The organism is Nostoc sp. 106C, from assembly GCF_002154725.1.
Lineage (GTDB): Bacteria > Cyanobacteriota > Cyanobacteriia > Cyanobacteriales > Nostocaceae > Aulosira.
In genome coordinates, this window is record NZ_MTAW01000013.1 from 1 (window position 1) to 15,308 (window position 15,308).

Sequence of the window (15,308 nt, forward strand, 5' to 3'; positions counted from 1 at the left end):
ACTCGTTGATATTTATTCCTTCTTTATCTGTATCACAGTTTTAGTGAATTGGTATTAGAGTACTCCAAGTAAAAAAATACCCAATTGTCATTGCGAGCGAAACGGAGTGTAGCGTTCGCGTAGCGTCTCGCAGAGAAGCAATCTCAAACTCTGCGATTGCTACCCTTCGAGAACGCTCCGCGAACATTCCGCTTTGCTTCATAAAGCCCTTCGGGCATGGCTTCGCTTAGCGCAATGACAGGTTTTGGGTCATTTATTGTTTGGAACACTCTTAGGGCTGATGCGAGGAAAAATCATTCTGCAATATCCGCTAATGCGAAGAAACAAGCCTAAGTCCCAGCACGCCTGCCATAATTAAGCCGATACAGAAAAAGCGCCTAATTTCAGCAGGTTCTCCAAATAAAATTACACCCATCACAGCCGTACCTGCGGCTCCGATACCAGTCCAAGTAGCATAGGCAGTACCCACTGGTAATGTGCGGAGTGCTTTTGACAAGAAAGCGAAACTCAGTACCATACAAGCAACAGTAGCGATACTAGGGCCAAGCTTAGTAAATCCCTGTGTATACTTCAGGCCGATTGCCCATCCCATCTCAAGCACACCAGCAATCAGAAGGTAAATCCAAGCCATCGTTTTCTCCCCTATACGTTGCAGAAATTGCCAACTCTCACACATCTACCGCAGCTTTTGCTTTTATTTTTACACTTTTATATTTTTTATCTGCCTGTTCATGGTTTACCCTGTTAAGTGCAAGATGTGAGTCTACCTACTCCTCCACTCTCACCATCTCGACTTATGACCTATTCCATTGATGCCACCCATGACCCAAATTTACGCAGTTGGGTAGAGTCAGCAAATCAAGAAGATACCGATTTTCCTATCCAAAACTTGCCTTTTGGTGTATTCCGCACTCAGGGTAGCGCTGAACCTCCACGCATTGGAGTTGCGATTGGAGAAAAGATTTTAGATTTGGCTAGATGCGATCAACTAGGCTTATTTCAGGAACTTCCCGAACAGCTGCTAGCAGCATGTACAGCGCCTAATTTAAATTTATTGATGGGAATGGGAAGCCAAGCGAGATTAGCGTTGCGTCATCGCTTAAGCGAATTGCTGCGGTACGACACACAACAGAATCTTCCAGAAGCAGAAATTCTCATTTCCATATCTGAAGTTGAGCTTTTATTACCAGCAAATATTGGTGATTATACAGATTTTTACGCCTCAATCTTTCACGCTACCAATGTGGGAAAGCTTTTTCGACCTGATAATCCATTACTTCCCAACTATAAATATGTACCCATCGCCTATCATGGACGGGCTTCCTCAATTGTGCCTAGCAATACTTATATTAAGCGTCCCAGTGGTCAAATAAAAAAACCAGAAGATTCAGCCCCCAGCTTTACACTTTCTCAAATGCTGGATTATGAGTTAGAAATCGGGTTTTTCGTAGGTGCTGGAAATGAGCTAGGAAAAGCTGTATCTATAGAACAGGCAGAAGAACATATATTTGGATTGTGCTTGGTTAATGACTGGTCAGCACGAGATATCCAAGCGTGGGAATACCAGCCCCTAGGCCCATTTTTAGCCAAGAGCTTTGCTACAACAATTTCTCCTTGGGTAGTCACCTTAGAAGCTTTAGCACCCTTTCGCTGTCCAGCTTTTTGTCGCGCTCAAGACGATCCCCAACCCCTACCTTATCTCTCTTCAGCACTGGATACCAGTTTGGGTGGTATCGATATTACGCTGGAAGTTTGGATTCGTTCAACTCTGATGCAAGAACAAGGTTTGCAGCCGTTTCGTTTGAGCCGTGGTTCTTTCCAGCAGATGTATTGGACATTAGCGCAAATGCTTACCCATCACTCAAGTAATGGTTGCAACCTTCGTCCGGGAGATTTACTTGCTAGTGGAACAGTCTCCGGTGCTGAAGCAGGTTCCCAGGGTTGTTTACTAGAAATGACCCAGCGTGGTTCCAAACCTATTGAACTGCCTACAGGTGAAGTTAGAAAATTTTTGTTTGATGGAGATGAAGTTATGCTTCGCGGATACTGTGAAAAAGCAGGTTACAACCGAGTTGGATTTGGAGAATGTCGAGGTAAAATTTTAATTTCCTGACACCAAATCTAGCTAATTATGGTATTAATTAAACGAACCGAATTAAACAGGTTTTAAGCTTTTAACAATTTATTACGAATCACGCTAAATAAAGGGTAAAGCAAAAATCGCTTTAGCTTTTTATTTTTATTTGGGGCATTGTTATTATAATTTTGAGAAGGTAATTCCCAGATATCTTTTATTCCCTGTTCTCGTTCAACTAATAACTGGATATCAGGCGGTAACTGGGAATATTGTCTAACTGACCAAGGTTCTCCATCAGATAATTCTCTTTCTATTCTATGAAACATAATGTTCACCATTTTCAGGAGTAAGCTGTGATTGTTGGGTGTTCGTAGCTAAAGTCCGCAAGTCTTCCAGTAAGGGTCAAAGCCATATTTTCTGACTGTCGCCCGTGTACCATTAACTTCAAAAATGCGGTTAGTGCTATCTAATCCCGCATGAGTAGCTAGCGATCGCGACTTTTGTACATTCTTCATGGCTTCAGTTCTTTAATTACAAACTACAAATTATCAATTACGAATTGTTTGAAAATTCTGTCTTTTACTTACACTGGGCGATATCTTCGCTAAAAGTGCTGTCCCAAAGTTGCTTGACATAAACTTTTGCTGCAATTACACCTGCTTTGGAAAAGGTATCAGCAACTTTTTGCTGAGATGCTTAGGCGTAGCCTGCCGCAGGCATCGCCTCTTAAGACACAGGAAGTAATTCTTGGGGTTGCTGTTGTAGTCTCAACCACCTATGTATTTGGCAACACACGCAAAATTTTAGAGATCGGGGTAAGTGAGACGCGGGAATGCAGAGATATTTTGCCTTGTGCTTTTTAAATCCTTAACTAATCCAATAAATCCGGTTCTTCACGCACAATCCTGTTGTAGAGTGGTTGGAAGCTAAACCAGCCTCCAGAATGCGTTCCCACTTGGCTATGAGCTAAAGTAGCAGTTTCGTGGTCTATGGAAATGGGTTTACCTGCGGCTTGTGCTAAAAGTTGCGCTTGAGCCGAACGCTCGAAACTGATATACCACCAAGCGGCTTCGTCTACTGTCTGCCCTACAGTCAAAAAGCCGTGATTCCGCAGGATTACAGCTTTTTTATCGCTCAATGCTTCAGCAATTTTTTTACCTTCAGAAGTATCTAAGACCACACCCCTATATTCTTCAAATAGGGTGTGGTCTTGATAAAAAGCACAAGCATCTTGAGTGAGGGGATCAAGTAGGCGACCAAGGCTTGACCAAGATTTTCCATGCAGGGAATGGGCGTGTGCTGCTGCAACTATATCAGGTCTTGCTTCGTGAACCTGGGAATGGATAGCAAAGGCGGCGCGATTTACAGGAGCATCTCCTTTAACAACTTCGCCTTCTCTATTGACTAAAACCAGATCAGAAACACGGATATGACCGAAGTATGTTCCAAATGGGTTTACCCAAAAATGGTCAGTAAATTCTGGGTCACGCGCAGTAATATGACCTGCTGTACCTTCGCTGAAACCAAAACGGGCAAATAGGCGAAATGCAGCAGCAAGGCGTTGTTTACGGTAGAGACGTTCTTCTTCGACTCGTTCAAAAACTGGTGGTTGGGGTCTAGCGAATATCGGCATGGTTTTTCCTTTGTTCCTGATGTGGTGCGTTGGAATATCCAGAGCGAAAAGACCTGACACTTCCTTGTTCGGGGTTATATTGGTGTCGTAAAATGCTGCCAGTATCATTCCCCATGACATGAATAGAAATAGAGGGAGTAAATACTGTCGTCGCTTTGACAGAGTGAATGTCTCCATCAGGAGGCAATAGATGGTAAATATCGCCAGTTTTGACTTTATAAACACCGATACTTTCTAACTGGGCACGTCCTTCTAACTCACCGTTATCTAAACGACGGTAGACAGTTTCTTCTTGCCTACCTTTATACAAGCCTACAAGTCCCCAAGATAAATGGTCGTGGACAGGAGTAATAGAATTGGGCGGAATCACCAAACTAAAGATGGTAAGTGAACGATCCTGAGAACGATACAGCAGCCATTGTCCAATCCCGCCCCCCAATCCGCTATTAAGATTTGGTTGGGCAAATTCCTGTGGTAACCAATCTTGTTTTTTCAAGAGTGCGGAAAAATGGGGTACAAGAGCATTAAGGGTTTCTTTGCGGTTATGAGTTGTGCTAGAGCTAATTTTTTTAACAATAGCTACAAACTCACGTAAGTCAGGGCTATCAATAAACCATTCGTCTGCTTCTAAGGATTTGAGAACAGTTGTGTGAGCCATAGGATTTTGGGTGTGAGATTTGGGATTAAGACTTACGCTTTCTCGCTTGATCTGAGCGTTTGGTGCAGTTTTTGATCTAAGTAATGGTTACTGCTTGTTGTTCTTGGCGTTGCACTTGTTGCCTAACTAAGGGGATCGCATCTTCTACAGGATCAAACCACGAATCAACCAAGTAATTTGATTGGCAGAATACACTTGTCTGTAACGAAAGCTGTGCTGTTTTATAAAAGTCACCCCAATTTATTCCTTCATCTCAATGGTTTAGAGTTGAAGCAGCAGTCATATTTATGTAATACGAGAGATTTATAATCTACTTTAACTCGACTGATTTACCGTAGTTTATGAATTTAGCATACCATCTTTTGATTAGTTGCAAAAATCAAGTCAATATTTCTTTATTTGCGAATTAGCGATCGCTCGTCAGAGTATGCGCTAAATAAGGAAGCTGCATAGGTTCTAGATAAATAAGTAAAAGGCACAAACAAGGAAAGAAAAATTTTCGTGCGTCTTGTTGTATGCAGTTCATGACTTAAATCAATAGCTATTCAACAGAAGAAACCCACAGTAAATTCCTGGTTACAAGTACCAGGAAGCAACTTTGCCGACAAAAGTTCAAGCACTATTTAAAGAACAGCGCGATCGCTTTGGCTTTGTTTATACTGTGCTGCAATAAAATATACGGTAAACTTATCGGTTTGCCGTACATTATAATATTTAAATCCTAAAAAATATCGATAGTTGTTGACTCTAATGGCTCCTAGTAAAACGCTGCATCTACCCAACGAACTTTACGAATATCTCTTGTCTGTCTCTTTGCGAGAACCAGAATTACTCTTCAAACTGCGGGAAGAGACGGCGCGTCATCCCAGAGCAAATATGCAGGTAGCGCCAGAACAAGGTCAGTTTCTCGGTTTGTTAGTCAAACTTATTGGGGCAAAGAAGACTCTGGAGTTAGGAGTTTTTACAGGTTATAGTTCTTTGAGCGTCGCTTTAGCCTTACCACCTGAGGGGAAAATTATAGCTTGTGATGTCAGCGAAGAATTTACAGAAATCGCGCGTCGTTATTGGAAAGAAGCAGGGGTGTCAGAAAAAATTCACCTGCGGCTTGCACCAGCTATAGAGACTTTGGAAAAATTACTGGCAGAAGGTGAGGCAGAAACTTTTGATTTTGCCTTTATTGATGCCGATAAAGAGAACTATTATCACTACTACGAACTAGTGCTAAAGTTAATTCGACCTGGTGGGTTGATTGCTATAGATAACGTGCTTTGGTCTGGACGTGTGATACAAGCAGATGTTCAAGACTCAGCTACCAATGCTATCCGAGATTTTAATAGTAAGCTGCATCAAGATGATCGTATAGATTTAAGCTTGATTTCTGTAGCAGATGGACTCACTCTAGCAATCAAACGTTAATTCATCATGACAGATAAATTAGATGGCAAAGTTACAATTATTACCGGAGCTTCTGCTGGTATTGGTGAAGCCACAGCACTAGCACTAGCAGCAGAGGGCGCAAAAGTAGTTCTGGCTGCTCGACGAGGCGATCGCTTAGATGCACTAGCACAAAGAATAAAGAACAGTGGTGGCAAAGCATTGCCTATCATCACTGATGTTACAGATGAGACTCAAGTACAGAATTTAGTCCAGAAAACAAAGGCAGAATTTGGTCAAATAGACATCCTAGTCAATAATGCAGGCATTGCTGCTGTGGGTGCGATCGATGGTGGAAATACTTCAGATTGGAAGGATATGATTAATCTCAACCTGTTGGGACTGCTGTATGTCACTCATGCTGTATTACCAATTTTAAAAGCTCAGGGTGCGGGGCATATCGTTAATATTTCATCTGTAGCGGGTCGGACGGCACGGGTTGGTATTGGTGTATATAATGCAACTAAATGGGGTGTCAACGGTTTTTCAGAATCTTTGCGGCAAGAAGTTTGCAAACAAAATATCCGTGTGACTATTGTTGAGCCTGGTTTAGTTAATACAGAAATTGACGACCGAATTTCAGACCCTATTGCCAAACAAAGCAGTCAAGAACGCCGTCGTTCTATTACGCCTTTAGAAAGTGAAGATATTGCGGCGGCGATCGTTTACGCCGTGACACAACCACAACGTGTCAATGTAAATGAAATTCTCATCCGACCAACACAACAAGATTGGTAAGCTAATACTCATTTTTTATTAGAAAAGGCAGTCCCGATGAAACAAATTTCACGAGCGTTGCATGAAAGTGAGACTGGGATTTCTACTCAGCACTCAGCATTTTCAAGCTAGAGGGCAGGAGGCAGTAGCCAGAAGGGAATGCGCCTAAAAATCTGGCTGGGTTTGTTCTTCAACCCAGCCTACAGATTACAAGCCTATTCTGCCAGATGCTCGTGTATGTTTCTCCAGATATTGCTGATGATATTCTTCTGCTTTGTGGAATTGTGATGCGGGCGCAATCTGGGTCACAATTGGCTTTTTATTGTAGCGAGAGCTATTCTCAAGCCGATCCTTTGAAGCCCTGGCTAGTAATTCTTGTTCTGGAGTATGAAAAAATATTACTGAGCGATATTGAGAATCCATATCTGAACCCTGTCCGTCTGCGGTTGTAGGATTGTGCTTATTCCAAAACACACTCAGCAGTTCCTCATAAGATACTATTGCTGGATTGTATTCCACTTCCACTACTTCGGCATGTCCAGTTTTGCCGCGACAGACATCTTCGTAAGTTGGATTATCAAAGTTTCCGCCACTGTAACCAACTGCTGTAGAAGTTACGCCTTTTACTTGACGAAATGCGGCTTCGACTCCCCAGAAACAGCCTGCTCCAAATGTAACTTTTTGTAAAGTGGTGTTTTGCATATCTTTGACAACTCTTATGTATTGATGCTAAATGAAATTCTTAAAATCAGACAAATATTTGAAAATAAAATATTTGTCTGATTTTTCTATTGATTAGAATGGCAGACTATCCTGATCTGAGTCTGATATAATGCTGAGTTTTATCTAAGAATTTGAACAAAAATATAAATTGTCAATTAATATTCTAGCTGTTGCTAACCATAGGAATATTTCGCAGAATGCTGATGATTTCAATGGGGTCTAACCGTTTAGTATAATCTGGGTCAACAAAAGCATAAATGACTTTTCCATCTGGAGAAACTACAAATGTAGCTGGAATAGGTAGTTCAAAAGACTCATCACCGTTGTATCTGGGTAAAACATGACCTTTTTCCTGTAATATCGATCTGAGGTACTCGGGGATTTGAAACACAATTCCAAATTGACGAGCAATCATATTGCTGCGATCACTTAATACCTCATAGCTAAGTTCATGTTTTTCAACAGTTGATATTGTATGACGAGTAGTTTGAGGTGAAATAGCAATTAGTGAAGCTCCTAATGTTTTAATTGCAGGTAATGCCTGCTGGAGTGCTGCTAGTTCCAAGTTACAAAAAGGACACCAGGAACCTCGAAAAAAGGAAATAACTACAGGCCCACTAACTAAGAGTTTTTGTAATTCTATTGTTTGACCGAAAGCATTGGGCAGAATAAAATTAGGAATCAGATCTCCTATCTTTAAGCTTTGGTCAACAATACCTGAAGAAATTAGCTCATTTTTGAGATACTCTGTAAAATCCATAGTAATTTTCCTGACAGTTAAATTACACTTTTATCTACCTTTTTAGTGCTTCGTAGAGAAATACTGTTGCAGTAAAGATACTGAAAAGTAGACCTTGAGATTGACATTGTTACAGTAATTGTTTTACGTTCCAAGTCGTGACTATTATCTGCTGTTAGCGTTATTTTGATGCAAATTAAGCCATACATTTCATCAGGCGATCGCTTTAAATCTCTGTCTTTATTGAAACGAACGCCTAGAACTGATAGTGGCTCCCAGGGAAACATGTCTGCATTTACTTTACTCAATAAATTGCACATGCCTCATCATAAATGTGCCTGCAATATAGCTAGAGTCTGAGCAACTGTACATCAATAAGCCAATATTTAGATTGATTTGTCACTACAAAATTTTACTGGGGTTTCAATCCATCCCATAAAACAGAAATCATTTCATTAACGATGACTTCTCTTGGTGCAGCATCGGGTAAGGTAGTGGCGAGAGGAAGACTCTCGATCACAGACAGAAAGAATCCGGCTAGCAGTTGGGGACGAACTTCACGAATTTCGCCTCGCTGTTGTGCTTGAGCAAATATTTGACAAATAGGCTCAAAGATAAATTGCGAGGAGCAAGCTGACAGCCTAGCAGTATTTTCCTCATCCAACAAAGGCATATCTGTATGTACCATGCTCAAAAAATGGATGGGAGGCTGAGAAAGGAACCACGCACCAACTGCATGTAGTTGCGATCGCAAATCATCTTCATTTTGCCGAATTGCTTGCTGCAAACCCCGGCGATGGCGCTCAAACACGCGCTCAGTTACGGCTACAAAAAGCTGCTCCTTACTGGGAAAGTGATAATACAAAGATGCTTGACGTATTCCTACCGCATTCGCAATATCCCTCATGGCTACCGTATTGTAGCCATGCTTGCGAAATAGCTGTTCTGCTTCATCAAGTATGCGATCTCTACCACTAGATGAAGCTTGTTTTGGAGAGCGGCGATCGTCTGACACTCTCAAACCTACCTAACGTTTAGTAGTCAACTATCAAATATTATATTACACTGTCAAATAATCTGCTCATTTGTGAACCCAAATCAGCAGATTTATCGTCTGTGGCATAAATAACCTGATCCAGCAAATTTGAGGGCACAGTATTTACAAAAACAACAACCAGCCATTGATAATTGATCCCGTTCTGCCAAAATAAATCCGCTGAAGATTAACACTGAAATAGGAAAGATACTCCGAAACAGGGGCTAACTCACAGCCATTATTTCATGCCAGTAATTCATGATGAAGAGTTAATTCTGTAACCAATGAACCAATTATCTAATTCACCAGAATCATCTACCTTTTCCCGCCGCACACTCCTCAAGTGGTTCGGTATTGGTAGTATTGCTGGAGTAACCGGATACTCTCGTTTCAGTAAGCCACAACCAACGGTTTTTCAAAGAGATACCCTAAAATTACCACGGATGCTGAATCAAGATAAAAGTGTTGTAGTTATTGGGGCGGGATTAGCCGGTTTAGCCTGTGCATATGAATTGAGCCAACGGGGATTTGCTGTGACACTTTTAGAAAAGTCCCCTCAACTTGGTGGGAAAATTGCTAGTTGGCAAGTTGAAGCTGTTGGTGAAACATTCATTATGGAACATGGTTTTCATGGATTTTTTCCCCAGTACTATAATCTGAATAGTTTGGTCACAGAATTGGGAATCAACGAGCATTTTCAATCCTTAAATTTTTATGCAGTTGTTTACCGCGATCGCAAATATCAACCAGAGGTATTTCGTCCCAGCCGTTCAGCCTTTCCTTGGAATATTATAGATTTAGCGATCGCTTCTCCCAATCGCTTGCAATGGGGTATTAATCTAATTAACTTAAAACACTTACAAGTCTTTCAAGCAATTACTGGATTTCAGAGAGAAAAGAATTATCGACGCTTCGATAATATTTCCGTTGCTGATTGGGTAGAAAAGGAATTTCCCCGAGGTTTATACGACTTATATTTTCTCCCGTTTGCTAAATCTAGTTTGAATGCACCAGACTTGATGAGTGTGGGGGAACTCATGCAATTCTTTCACTTTTATTTTTTTGGCAACCCAGAAGGGCTAGCTTTTAATGGCACCAAAGATGATATGGGAACCAGTTTAGTCCAACCCATTGCCAAAGCAATTCTGAGTAATGGTGGTAAAATTATCACAGGTGCAACAGTAAGTGAGATTTCTGCTGTAGAAGGTAAGATTGATTCTTTAAAATATTTGATTGGTACTAATAAAAATAATGTACCTTTTTGGGTGAAGCGTAACTCTGTTGTGGCAGATGAAAAGATAGAATATTTTGGTGCTGCGGATGAAGTTTTTGCTGCACAGATTGGCGCTCAAGAAGCAATTTCTCTTACCTGTACGCACCAAGGTTGTACTGTTAAAAAAACAGATGATGGAAAGTTTCATTGCCCTTGTCATGGTGCAGTTTTTGCAGATGATGGTAAAGTTTTAAAAGGACCAGCGCAAAGAGATTTAAATAAATTCAAAGTAGTGCAACGGCAAGATGAAGAATTACAACTAGTAGCGACAAATCAAGAATCGACATTACCACAGACAATCACAGCCGATTATTATGTTTTTGCGACTGATGTACCGGGAGTACAGCAACTTTTTAAGCGGATTAATGGTGATGTTGAGCAAAAAGTGCGATCGCAAGTGGCAAATTTAAGCATCGCCGATCCTTTTGCTGTGTGTCGTTTCTGGTTCGATCGCGATTTTCACTGGGAACAAAGTAGTTTTACTTCTTTATCTGGCTACCAGCTAACTGATAGTATTACCCTATATCACCGCATTCAAGAACAATTTATTGACTGGGCAAAACGTACTGGTGGAAGTGTAGTAGAGTTACACGCTTATTGTTATAAAGAAAAACAGTTCCCTACCCAGGAGACTTTGTTAACAACATTTGAACAGGAACTTTACGAAATTGTACCGGAATTAAAGCAAGCAAAGGTACTGCATCGAGAATTAGTAAATCAACATAATTTTTCTGGATATCCACCAAATAGTTATGCAGAACGTCCAGAAACTAGCACTGGTGTTTCTAATTTAATTTTTGCTGGAGATTGGGTGAAAATGCCTTTTCCTTGTGGATTAATGGAACGGGCTGTAAGTAGTGGTTTATTAGCAGCTAATGAAATTTTATCTCGTGAGAGTTTGCAAAGGCGATCGCTTTTATCAGTGAATCCAGAAGGGTTATTACAAATTTAAAATATCATTGATAAAGACCACGCGGTAGGGGCACGGCACCAGTAAAATTATTGTATATATCGGAAGATTGCGGACGCCGTGCCCCTACGAAGCTATGTGGTTCCATACCTGGAAACTGGTGTAAATTATTGTAGTGGCGTGACCTACTTAAAATAGTGCATTAATTAGATGGGACTAACCGCCGATGTACGCCGTTGTACGCCGATAAACGGGATTTTTATTAATGTACTAAATTAGCTATACCACGCCAGTTTCATTTTCTGTGTAAGCTAAAAATTTAGTTTATTTACCTGAGTTTAAACCAATCACTCCAATGACAATTAAAATGATCGATATGAGTTTAAAGCTACTAATAGACTCCCGAAAACAAACAATACCGATGATTGCAATCAGCGTAGTTCCTAAACCTGCCCAAAAAGCATAAGCAACACTAACTTCAATTTTTTTTAGCGAAAGTGTAAGAAAAGTCAAACAAATTCCATAAGAAGTAAATACCAATATCGAAGGAATAATTTTAGTAAATCCTTGCGACAGCTTCATACAAGTTGTACCCATAACTTCAAAGAGTACTGCTGTAACAAGGTAAATCCAACTGATTAGCATGTTGATTTTAAATGCTAGGGCATTTAATTATCTCTAAGCAAATAATAAAAATCAATAAGTATAAATATTGATGTTATCTTTAAACTATTTTTCGGTGGCAATGATGTGTAAATCAATATTTTGTTGTCTGATTAGCTCCATTAATCGTTGTGTAAAAGAACCTTTAAACCACCTTCTCCATCGAGGCTGCTGGCTTTCACCAATGACAATTTGAGTGATGTGATGATTTGCCGCAACTTGAGCAATTTCTTGAGCGACGTTTTGACTCTTGACGTGTAAGAATTCGCCACCAAATTCTCTACATAATTTCTCGCACGTATCAATGTGTAAACTTTCTTGTTTGGTCAGGAATCGTTCAGGGTTTGCTACAAAAACGGCATAAAGTCGGGCATTCATGTAATTAGCAATGCGTGCTCCGCGACGAAGTAATTGCACGGAGTTAGGATAGGTAGAGACACATACCAGTACTCGCTCGTGGATATTACAGTTCTGCCCTTCCAAAGTAGAAGTGTTCGCTTCCTCCTCAACTGTATCGGCTACTTCTCGTAGTGCGAGTTCCCGCAAAGCGATTAAGTTACGACGCTGAAAGAAGTTTTCTAGGGATTGAGCTATTTTCTCAGGGGCGTAAATTTTGCCTTCTCGCAGCCGTTCTTCTAGCGTTTCTGGAGTGACATCAATAACTACAACAGCGTCAGCTTCGTCAAGCAGGCGATCGGGAATCCGCTCTCGCACTACAATACCTGTAATTCGTGCAACTAAGTCGTTCAAACTTTCCAAATGCTGAATGTTGACGGTGGAGTAAACATCAATTCCAGCGGACAAAATCACTTCCACATCCTGGTAGCGCTTTTCTCGTGAAGAACCAGGGACATTGGTATGAGCGAGTTCATCAACTAACACAAGTTGGGGAGAACGTTCCACAATTGCATCCGTATCCATTTCCTGCAAAGTAACGTTCTCTCGGATACTGATTATTCTTGGAATCACCTCTAGCCCTGTAGCTTTTTCAGCTGTGTCTTTGCGTCCATGAGTTTCCAAGATGCCAATCACAACATCAATCCCATCTTGCTTGAGCTGATGTGCTTCTTCTAGCATTTTGTAAGTTTTACCAACACCAGGAGCCATACCGATGAAAATTTTATGTTTCCCACGTCGGTAAGGACGGATGTAAGAACTGTCAACAGAGGTTGTAGAGTTATTGAACATGAATAGAAGATTTATCTAGGTCTTTAACGATTTCTTTTAAAAGACTGACTCCAATTTCGCCAAAAATACCTAGGAATCTTCCATCAGTATGTTGGTTAAGAAATATTTTAAACTGCTGATACGAGCATACGGGAAGCAACCTTCATCAAGACACTTCGGATGAGTTCCGTCACCAGACTTGTAAATACGCATGAACCAGTGCTGGACTCACCGCACTGGTTCACGCGTATCTCTACGATTAAGTTCACAAATTAATAGGAGTGCTCTATCTCATGACTTCCTTCAATTAATTTGGGTGCTTTTGTACTAGAACCATATAGCTCAACAAATCTTTTAAACAGCAACATAGTTTGATGATTTGAAGCTAAATTCATATTGAATAAACGCTCAATATTTTTCTCACCAAGATTGCGTAAATAAGGTAAATCTTCAAAGAGAGTTAAGCAAGAGGCAAAATGCAATAAGACTTGCAGTATTGGTTTGGGCCATTCTAAATCACTGTAGATTTCTATAAATAGTTGATGCTCTCTGTGATTTAAAGGTAAGGCATAAAACATCACAACTATTCTTTTATTGTTATAGACCGGAATACTCAATTCAACGGTATAGGGAGTATGTAAGATTAAATCCACCTCAACAATTGGTTGACGCCAAATTCTTAAAGCATTAAGTGGAGAATCTAACATTGTTTGAAATTTGATGACACCACCAATGGCTGTGGGCTGGAAGTGACTGATATTAATCACCCGCAAATTATTCAAACTAAATTTGTGAATGGTTTCTAAATGTTTTAAGTTCAATAAATGATATATTTGGCACAAGTAAGGAAAAGGTAAAATATATTCCTGACTGATCATGTGCCGTTTTTTCAACTCCAACTTGTTGTATTGAGTTGGACATAGATATCCTTGATACAAGGTAGAGTCTACATCATTGTTATCTAAATCATGTTCAGGTCTTAAATATAACCAACTCAAAAAGAAGAATGAGGCTGTAAATAGCTGAAATACTTCCAGAGTAGAGAGATAACCATCAGCAAAGGCTGCTAAACTTCTATCAGTGATTCCAAAAAGCCACGATGGAATACCAGCCAGCCAAATACCATTTTTGAGTTTGAGTATAAAAAGAGCAAGTTCTATTTCTAGAGATTGAGTTCCAGTTTTAGCGACTTCATCATTATCTTTTTGAATGAGATTAATAGACATAGTAGTTCAAAATTAGATATTGCTATTTTTAGGAATTAATAAATTCAATTACTTCGATCCTAACTATGCCTTATGTCAACAACCTCTACCTTCAGTTGTAAATACAATTGGCAAGAATTTTGGTTAACTTAATTTTGTATAAATGCTTTAACTGAAAACAAAAATAACCTTAGATGTGACGTGGAATCAAGGTAGTTTCAGGAATATCTATATTTTATTTTTTGTAGTAAAAATAACAATAAAATAAATTTTTTCCTATAAAAAAGAAGTCTATTTGCAAAATTAGACTAAAGGAATATATAAATAATTAGATAAAAACATTTATATGCTATCTATCACACAAAATTATCTGCTGCTTTAGGGGGATTACTAAGGAGTTAGCAAGTTATTAATCATAATATATAAATTGATAATGAGATAGCGATCGCGACTGTTGTTGAGAAGCCAGCGCAACTATTACTACCTCAACCTATAGAATTGCAAGCGCTAACGCTGTATTATTTTTAAATATTTTAGTAAGCATTTCTCTGAAGACGCCAGCAATGACTATCCGCTATGCGACTGAAGTTGACTTACCTACTATTGTAGCAATTTACAATGCTGCAATTCCTACCCGCATGGCTACTGCTGATTTAGAGTCGGTGACTGTGGAAAGCCGCCTCAATTGGTTTCGGGGGCGATCGCCTTCACAAAGACCGCTGTGGGTGGTAGAAGTAGAGGGTGTAGTTGCTGGCTGGCTGAGTTTTCAATCCTTTTATGGGCGACCAGCCTACAGTAAAACCGCCGAAATTAGTATTTACATTGCCCCAAACTTTCAAAGATGTGGTTTAGGGCGAAAACTCCTAGCGCAAGCAATTCACCAAAGTCCAAATTTGGGTTTAAAGACGTTAATCGGGTTCATTTTTGCCCATAATCAACCCAGTTTAAAGCTGTTTGAAACATTTGGGTTTAAACCTTGGGGACATTTGCCCAACATCGCAGACCTGGATGGTATTGAATGTGATTTAGTAATTATGGGGCTGCGAATTGGGGATGAGGAGACAAGGTGAAAT

General features: G+C 40.1%; 16 protein-coding genes. 5 read left to right on the forward strand and 11 right to left on the reverse strand.

Translation table 11 applies throughout. The annotated features are described in order from the left end of the window. Window positions 1–310: 310 nt before the first annotated feature. Window positions 311–631 (reverse strand): quaternary ammonium compound efflux SMR transporter SugE, encoded by a 321-nt coding sequence (gene sugE / locus BV375_RS00095; RefSeq protein WP_086756106.1) that lies wholly within the window; start codon window positions 629–631, stop codon window positions 311–313. 165 nt (window positions 632–796) lie between these two features. Between sugE and fahA the strand changes: the two genes are divergently transcribed. Next, the gene (gene fahA, locus BV375_RS00100; RefSeq protein ID WP_086755952.1) at window positions 797–2,113 is read left to right on the forward strand and encodes a fumarylacetoacetase; all 1,317 of its coding nucleotides are present in this window, start codon (window positions 797–799) and stop codon (window positions 2,111–2,113) included. Between the two features lie 53 nt (window positions 2,114–2,166). Here the strand turns inward: fahA and BV375_RS00105 are convergent, their stop codons facing one another. From BV375_RS00105 to BV375_RS00115, 4 genes are all read right to left on the reverse strand, one after another. Next, window positions 2,167–2,403, reverse strand: a complete 237-nt coding sequence (locus BV375_RS00105) for a hypothetical protein (protein WP_086755955.1) — start codon at window positions 2,401–2,403, stop codon at window positions 2,167–2,169. 48 nt (window positions 2,404–2,451) lie between these two features. Then, on the reverse strand, window positions 2,452–2,592 hold the full coding sequence (locus BV375_RS36420) for a hypothetical protein (protein WP_166507333.1): 141 nt from the start codon (window positions 2,590–2,592) through the stop codon (window positions 2,452–2,454). A gap of 356 nt (window positions 2,593–2,948) precedes the next feature. Next, entirely contained in the window at window positions 2,949–3,710 is a 762-nt protein-coding gene (locus BV375_RS00110) for a class II aldolase/adducin family protein (RefSeq protein ID WP_086755957.1), read from the reverse strand. Beyond that, the gene (locus BV375_RS00115) at window positions 3,694–4,368 is read right to left on the reverse strand and encodes a hypothetical protein (protein WP_086755959.1); all 675 of its coding nucleotides are present in this window, start codon (window positions 4,366–4,368) and stop codon (window positions 3,694–3,696) included. The genes BV375_RS00110 and BV375_RS00115 overlap by 17 nt, the downstream gene beginning before the upstream one ends. Before the next feature lie 750 nt (window positions 4,369–5,118). Here BV375_RS00115 and BV375_RS00120 point away from each other — a divergent pair. Both BV375_RS00120 and BV375_RS00125 read left to right on the forward strand, forming a co-directional pair. Further along, the gene (locus BV375_RS00120) at window positions 5,119–5,784 is read left to right on the forward strand and encodes a class I SAM-dependent methyltransferase (protein ID WP_086755961.1); all 666 of its coding nucleotides are present in this window, start codon (window positions 5,119–5,121) and stop codon (window positions 5,782–5,784) included. A 6-nt stretch (window positions 5,785–5,790) separates the two neighbouring features. Then, window positions 5,791–6,540 (forward strand): SDR family NAD(P)-dependent oxidoreductase, encoded by a 750-nt coding sequence (locus tag BV375_RS00125; RefSeq protein WP_086755963.1) that lies wholly within the window; start codon window positions 5,791–5,793, stop codon window positions 6,538–6,540. Window positions 6,541–6,726: 186 nt separating this feature from the next. Here BV375_RS00125 and msrA read toward each other — a convergent pair whose 3' ends face one another. The 3 genes from msrA to BV375_RS00140 form a co-directional block, all read right to left on the reverse strand. Continuing rightward, window positions 6,727–7,221: a peptide-methionine (S)-S-oxide reductase MsrA gene (gene msrA, locus BV375_RS00130; protein ID WP_086755965.1), complete on the reverse strand. Its 495-nt coding sequence runs from the start codon at window positions 7,219–7,221 to the stop codon at window positions 6,727–6,729. A gap of 184 nt (window positions 7,222–7,405) precedes the next feature. After that, on the reverse strand, window positions 7,406–8,002 hold the full coding sequence (locus tag BV375_RS00135; RefSeq protein ID WP_086755967.1) for a peroxiredoxin-like family protein: 597 nt from the start codon (window positions 8,000–8,002) through the stop codon (window positions 7,406–7,408). Between the two features lie 391 nt (window positions 8,003–8,393). Next, window positions 8,394–8,996: a TetR/AcrR family transcriptional regulator gene (locus tag BV375_RS00140; RefSeq protein WP_086755970.1), complete on the reverse strand. Its 603-nt coding sequence runs from the start codon at window positions 8,994–8,996 to the stop codon at window positions 8,394–8,396. 305 nt (window positions 8,997–9,301) lie between these two features. Between BV375_RS00140 and BV375_RS00145 the strand changes: the two genes are divergently transcribed. Further along, window positions 9,302–11,242 (forward strand): FAD-dependent oxidoreductase, encoded by a 1,941-nt coding sequence (locus BV375_RS00145; protein WP_086755972.1) that lies wholly within the window; start codon window positions 9,302–9,304, stop codon window positions 11,240–11,242. Window positions 11,243–11,524: 282 nt separating this feature from the next. Here the strand turns inward: BV375_RS00145 and BV375_RS00150 are convergent, their stop codons facing one another. The 3 genes from BV375_RS00150 to BV375_RS00160 all read right to left on the reverse strand — a co-directional run bounded on the left by BV375_RS00150 (window position 11,525) and on the right by BV375_RS00160 (window position 14,256). Continuing rightward, window positions 11,525–11,845 carry a multidrug efflux SMR transporter gene (locus BV375_RS00150; RefSeq protein ID WP_086755974.1) on the reverse strand — a complete coding sequence of 107 codons (321 nt, stop codon included), beginning with the start codon at window positions 11,843–11,845 and terminating at the stop codon, window positions 11,525–11,527. An 84-nt stretch (window positions 11,846–11,929) separates the two neighbouring features. Continuing rightward, window positions 11,930–13,051, reverse strand: a complete 1,122-nt coding sequence (locus tag BV375_RS00155; protein ID WP_086755976.1) for a universal stress protein — start codon at window positions 13,049–13,051, stop codon at window positions 11,930–11,932. A 251-nt stretch (window positions 13,052–13,302) separates the two neighbouring features. After that, on the reverse strand, window positions 13,303–14,256 hold the full coding sequence (locus tag BV375_RS00160; RefSeq protein WP_086755978.1) for a hypothetical protein: 954 nt from the start codon (window positions 14,254–14,256) through the stop codon (window positions 13,303–13,305). 542 nt (window positions 14,257–14,798) lie between these two features. On the opposite strand from BV375_RS00160, the gene BV375_RS00165 reads away from it, so the two are divergent. Further along, the gene (locus BV375_RS00165) at window positions 14,799–15,305 is read left to right on the forward strand and encodes a GNAT family N-acetyltransferase (protein ID WP_086755980.1); all 507 of its coding nucleotides are present in this window, start codon (window positions 14,799–14,801) and stop codon (window positions 15,303–15,305) included. Window positions 15,306–15,308 lie beyond the last annotated feature (3 nt).

Excerpts from the sequence above, each read along its gene's own strand:
- BV375_RS00135 (WP_086755967.1), bottom strand. The coding sequence starts at position 8,002 with ATGGATTTTACAGAGTATCTCAAAAATGAGCTAATTTCTTCAGGTATT.
- BV375_RS00115 (WP_086755959.1), bottom strand. The coding sequence starts at position 4,368 with ATGGCTCACACAACTGTTCTCAAATCCTTAGAAGCAGACGAATGGTTT.
- BV375_RS00150 (WP_086755974.1), bottom strand. The coding sequence starts at position 11,845 with ATGCTAATCAGTTGGATTTACCTTGTTACAGCAGTACTCTTTGAAGTT.
- BV375_RS00145 (WP_086755972.1), top strand. The coding sequence starts at position 9,302 with ATGAACCAATTATCTAATTCACCAGAATCATCTACCTTTTCCCGCCGC.
- msrA (WP_086755965.1), bottom strand. The coding sequence starts at position 7,221 with ATGCAAAACACCACTTTACAAAAAGTTACATTTGGAGCAGGCTGTTTC.
- fahA (WP_086755952.1), top strand. The coding sequence starts at position 797 with ATGACCTATTCCATTGATGCCACCCATGACCCAAATTTACGCAGTTGG.
- BV375_RS00155 (WP_086755976.1), bottom strand. The coding sequence starts at position 13,051 with ATGTTCAATAACTCTACAACCTCTGTTGACAGTTCTTACATCCGTCCT.
- BV375_RS36420 (WP_166507333.1), bottom strand. The coding sequence starts at position 2,592 with ATGAAGAATGTACAAAAGTCGCGATCGCTAGCTACTCATGCGGGATTA.
- BV375_RS00120 (WP_086755961.1), top strand. The coding sequence starts at position 5,119 with ATGGCTCCTAGTAAAACGCTGCATCTACCCAACGAACTTTACGAATAT.
- BV375_RS00105 (WP_086755955.1), bottom strand. The coding sequence starts at position 2,403 with ATGTTTCATAGAATAGAAAGAGAATTATCTGATGGAGAACCTTGGTCA.
- BV375_RS00125 (WP_086755963.1), top strand. The coding sequence starts at position 5,791 with ATGACAGATAAATTAGATGGCAAAGTTACAATTATTACCGGAGCTTCT.
- sugE (WP_086756106.1), bottom strand. The coding sequence starts at position 631 with ATGGCTTGGATTTACCTTCTGATTGCTGGTGTGCTTGAGATGGGATGG.
- BV375_RS00160 (WP_086755978.1), bottom strand. The coding sequence starts at position 14,256 with ATGTCTATTAATCTCATTCAAAAAGATAATGATGAAGTCGCTAAAACT.
- BV375_RS00110 (WP_086755957.1), bottom strand. The coding sequence starts at position 3,710 with ATGCCGATATTCGCTAGACCCCAACCACCAGTTTTTGAACGAGTCGAA.
- BV375_RS00165 (WP_086755980.1), top strand. The coding sequence starts at position 14,799 with ATGACTATCCGCTATGCGACTGAAGTTGACTTACCTACTATTGTAGCA.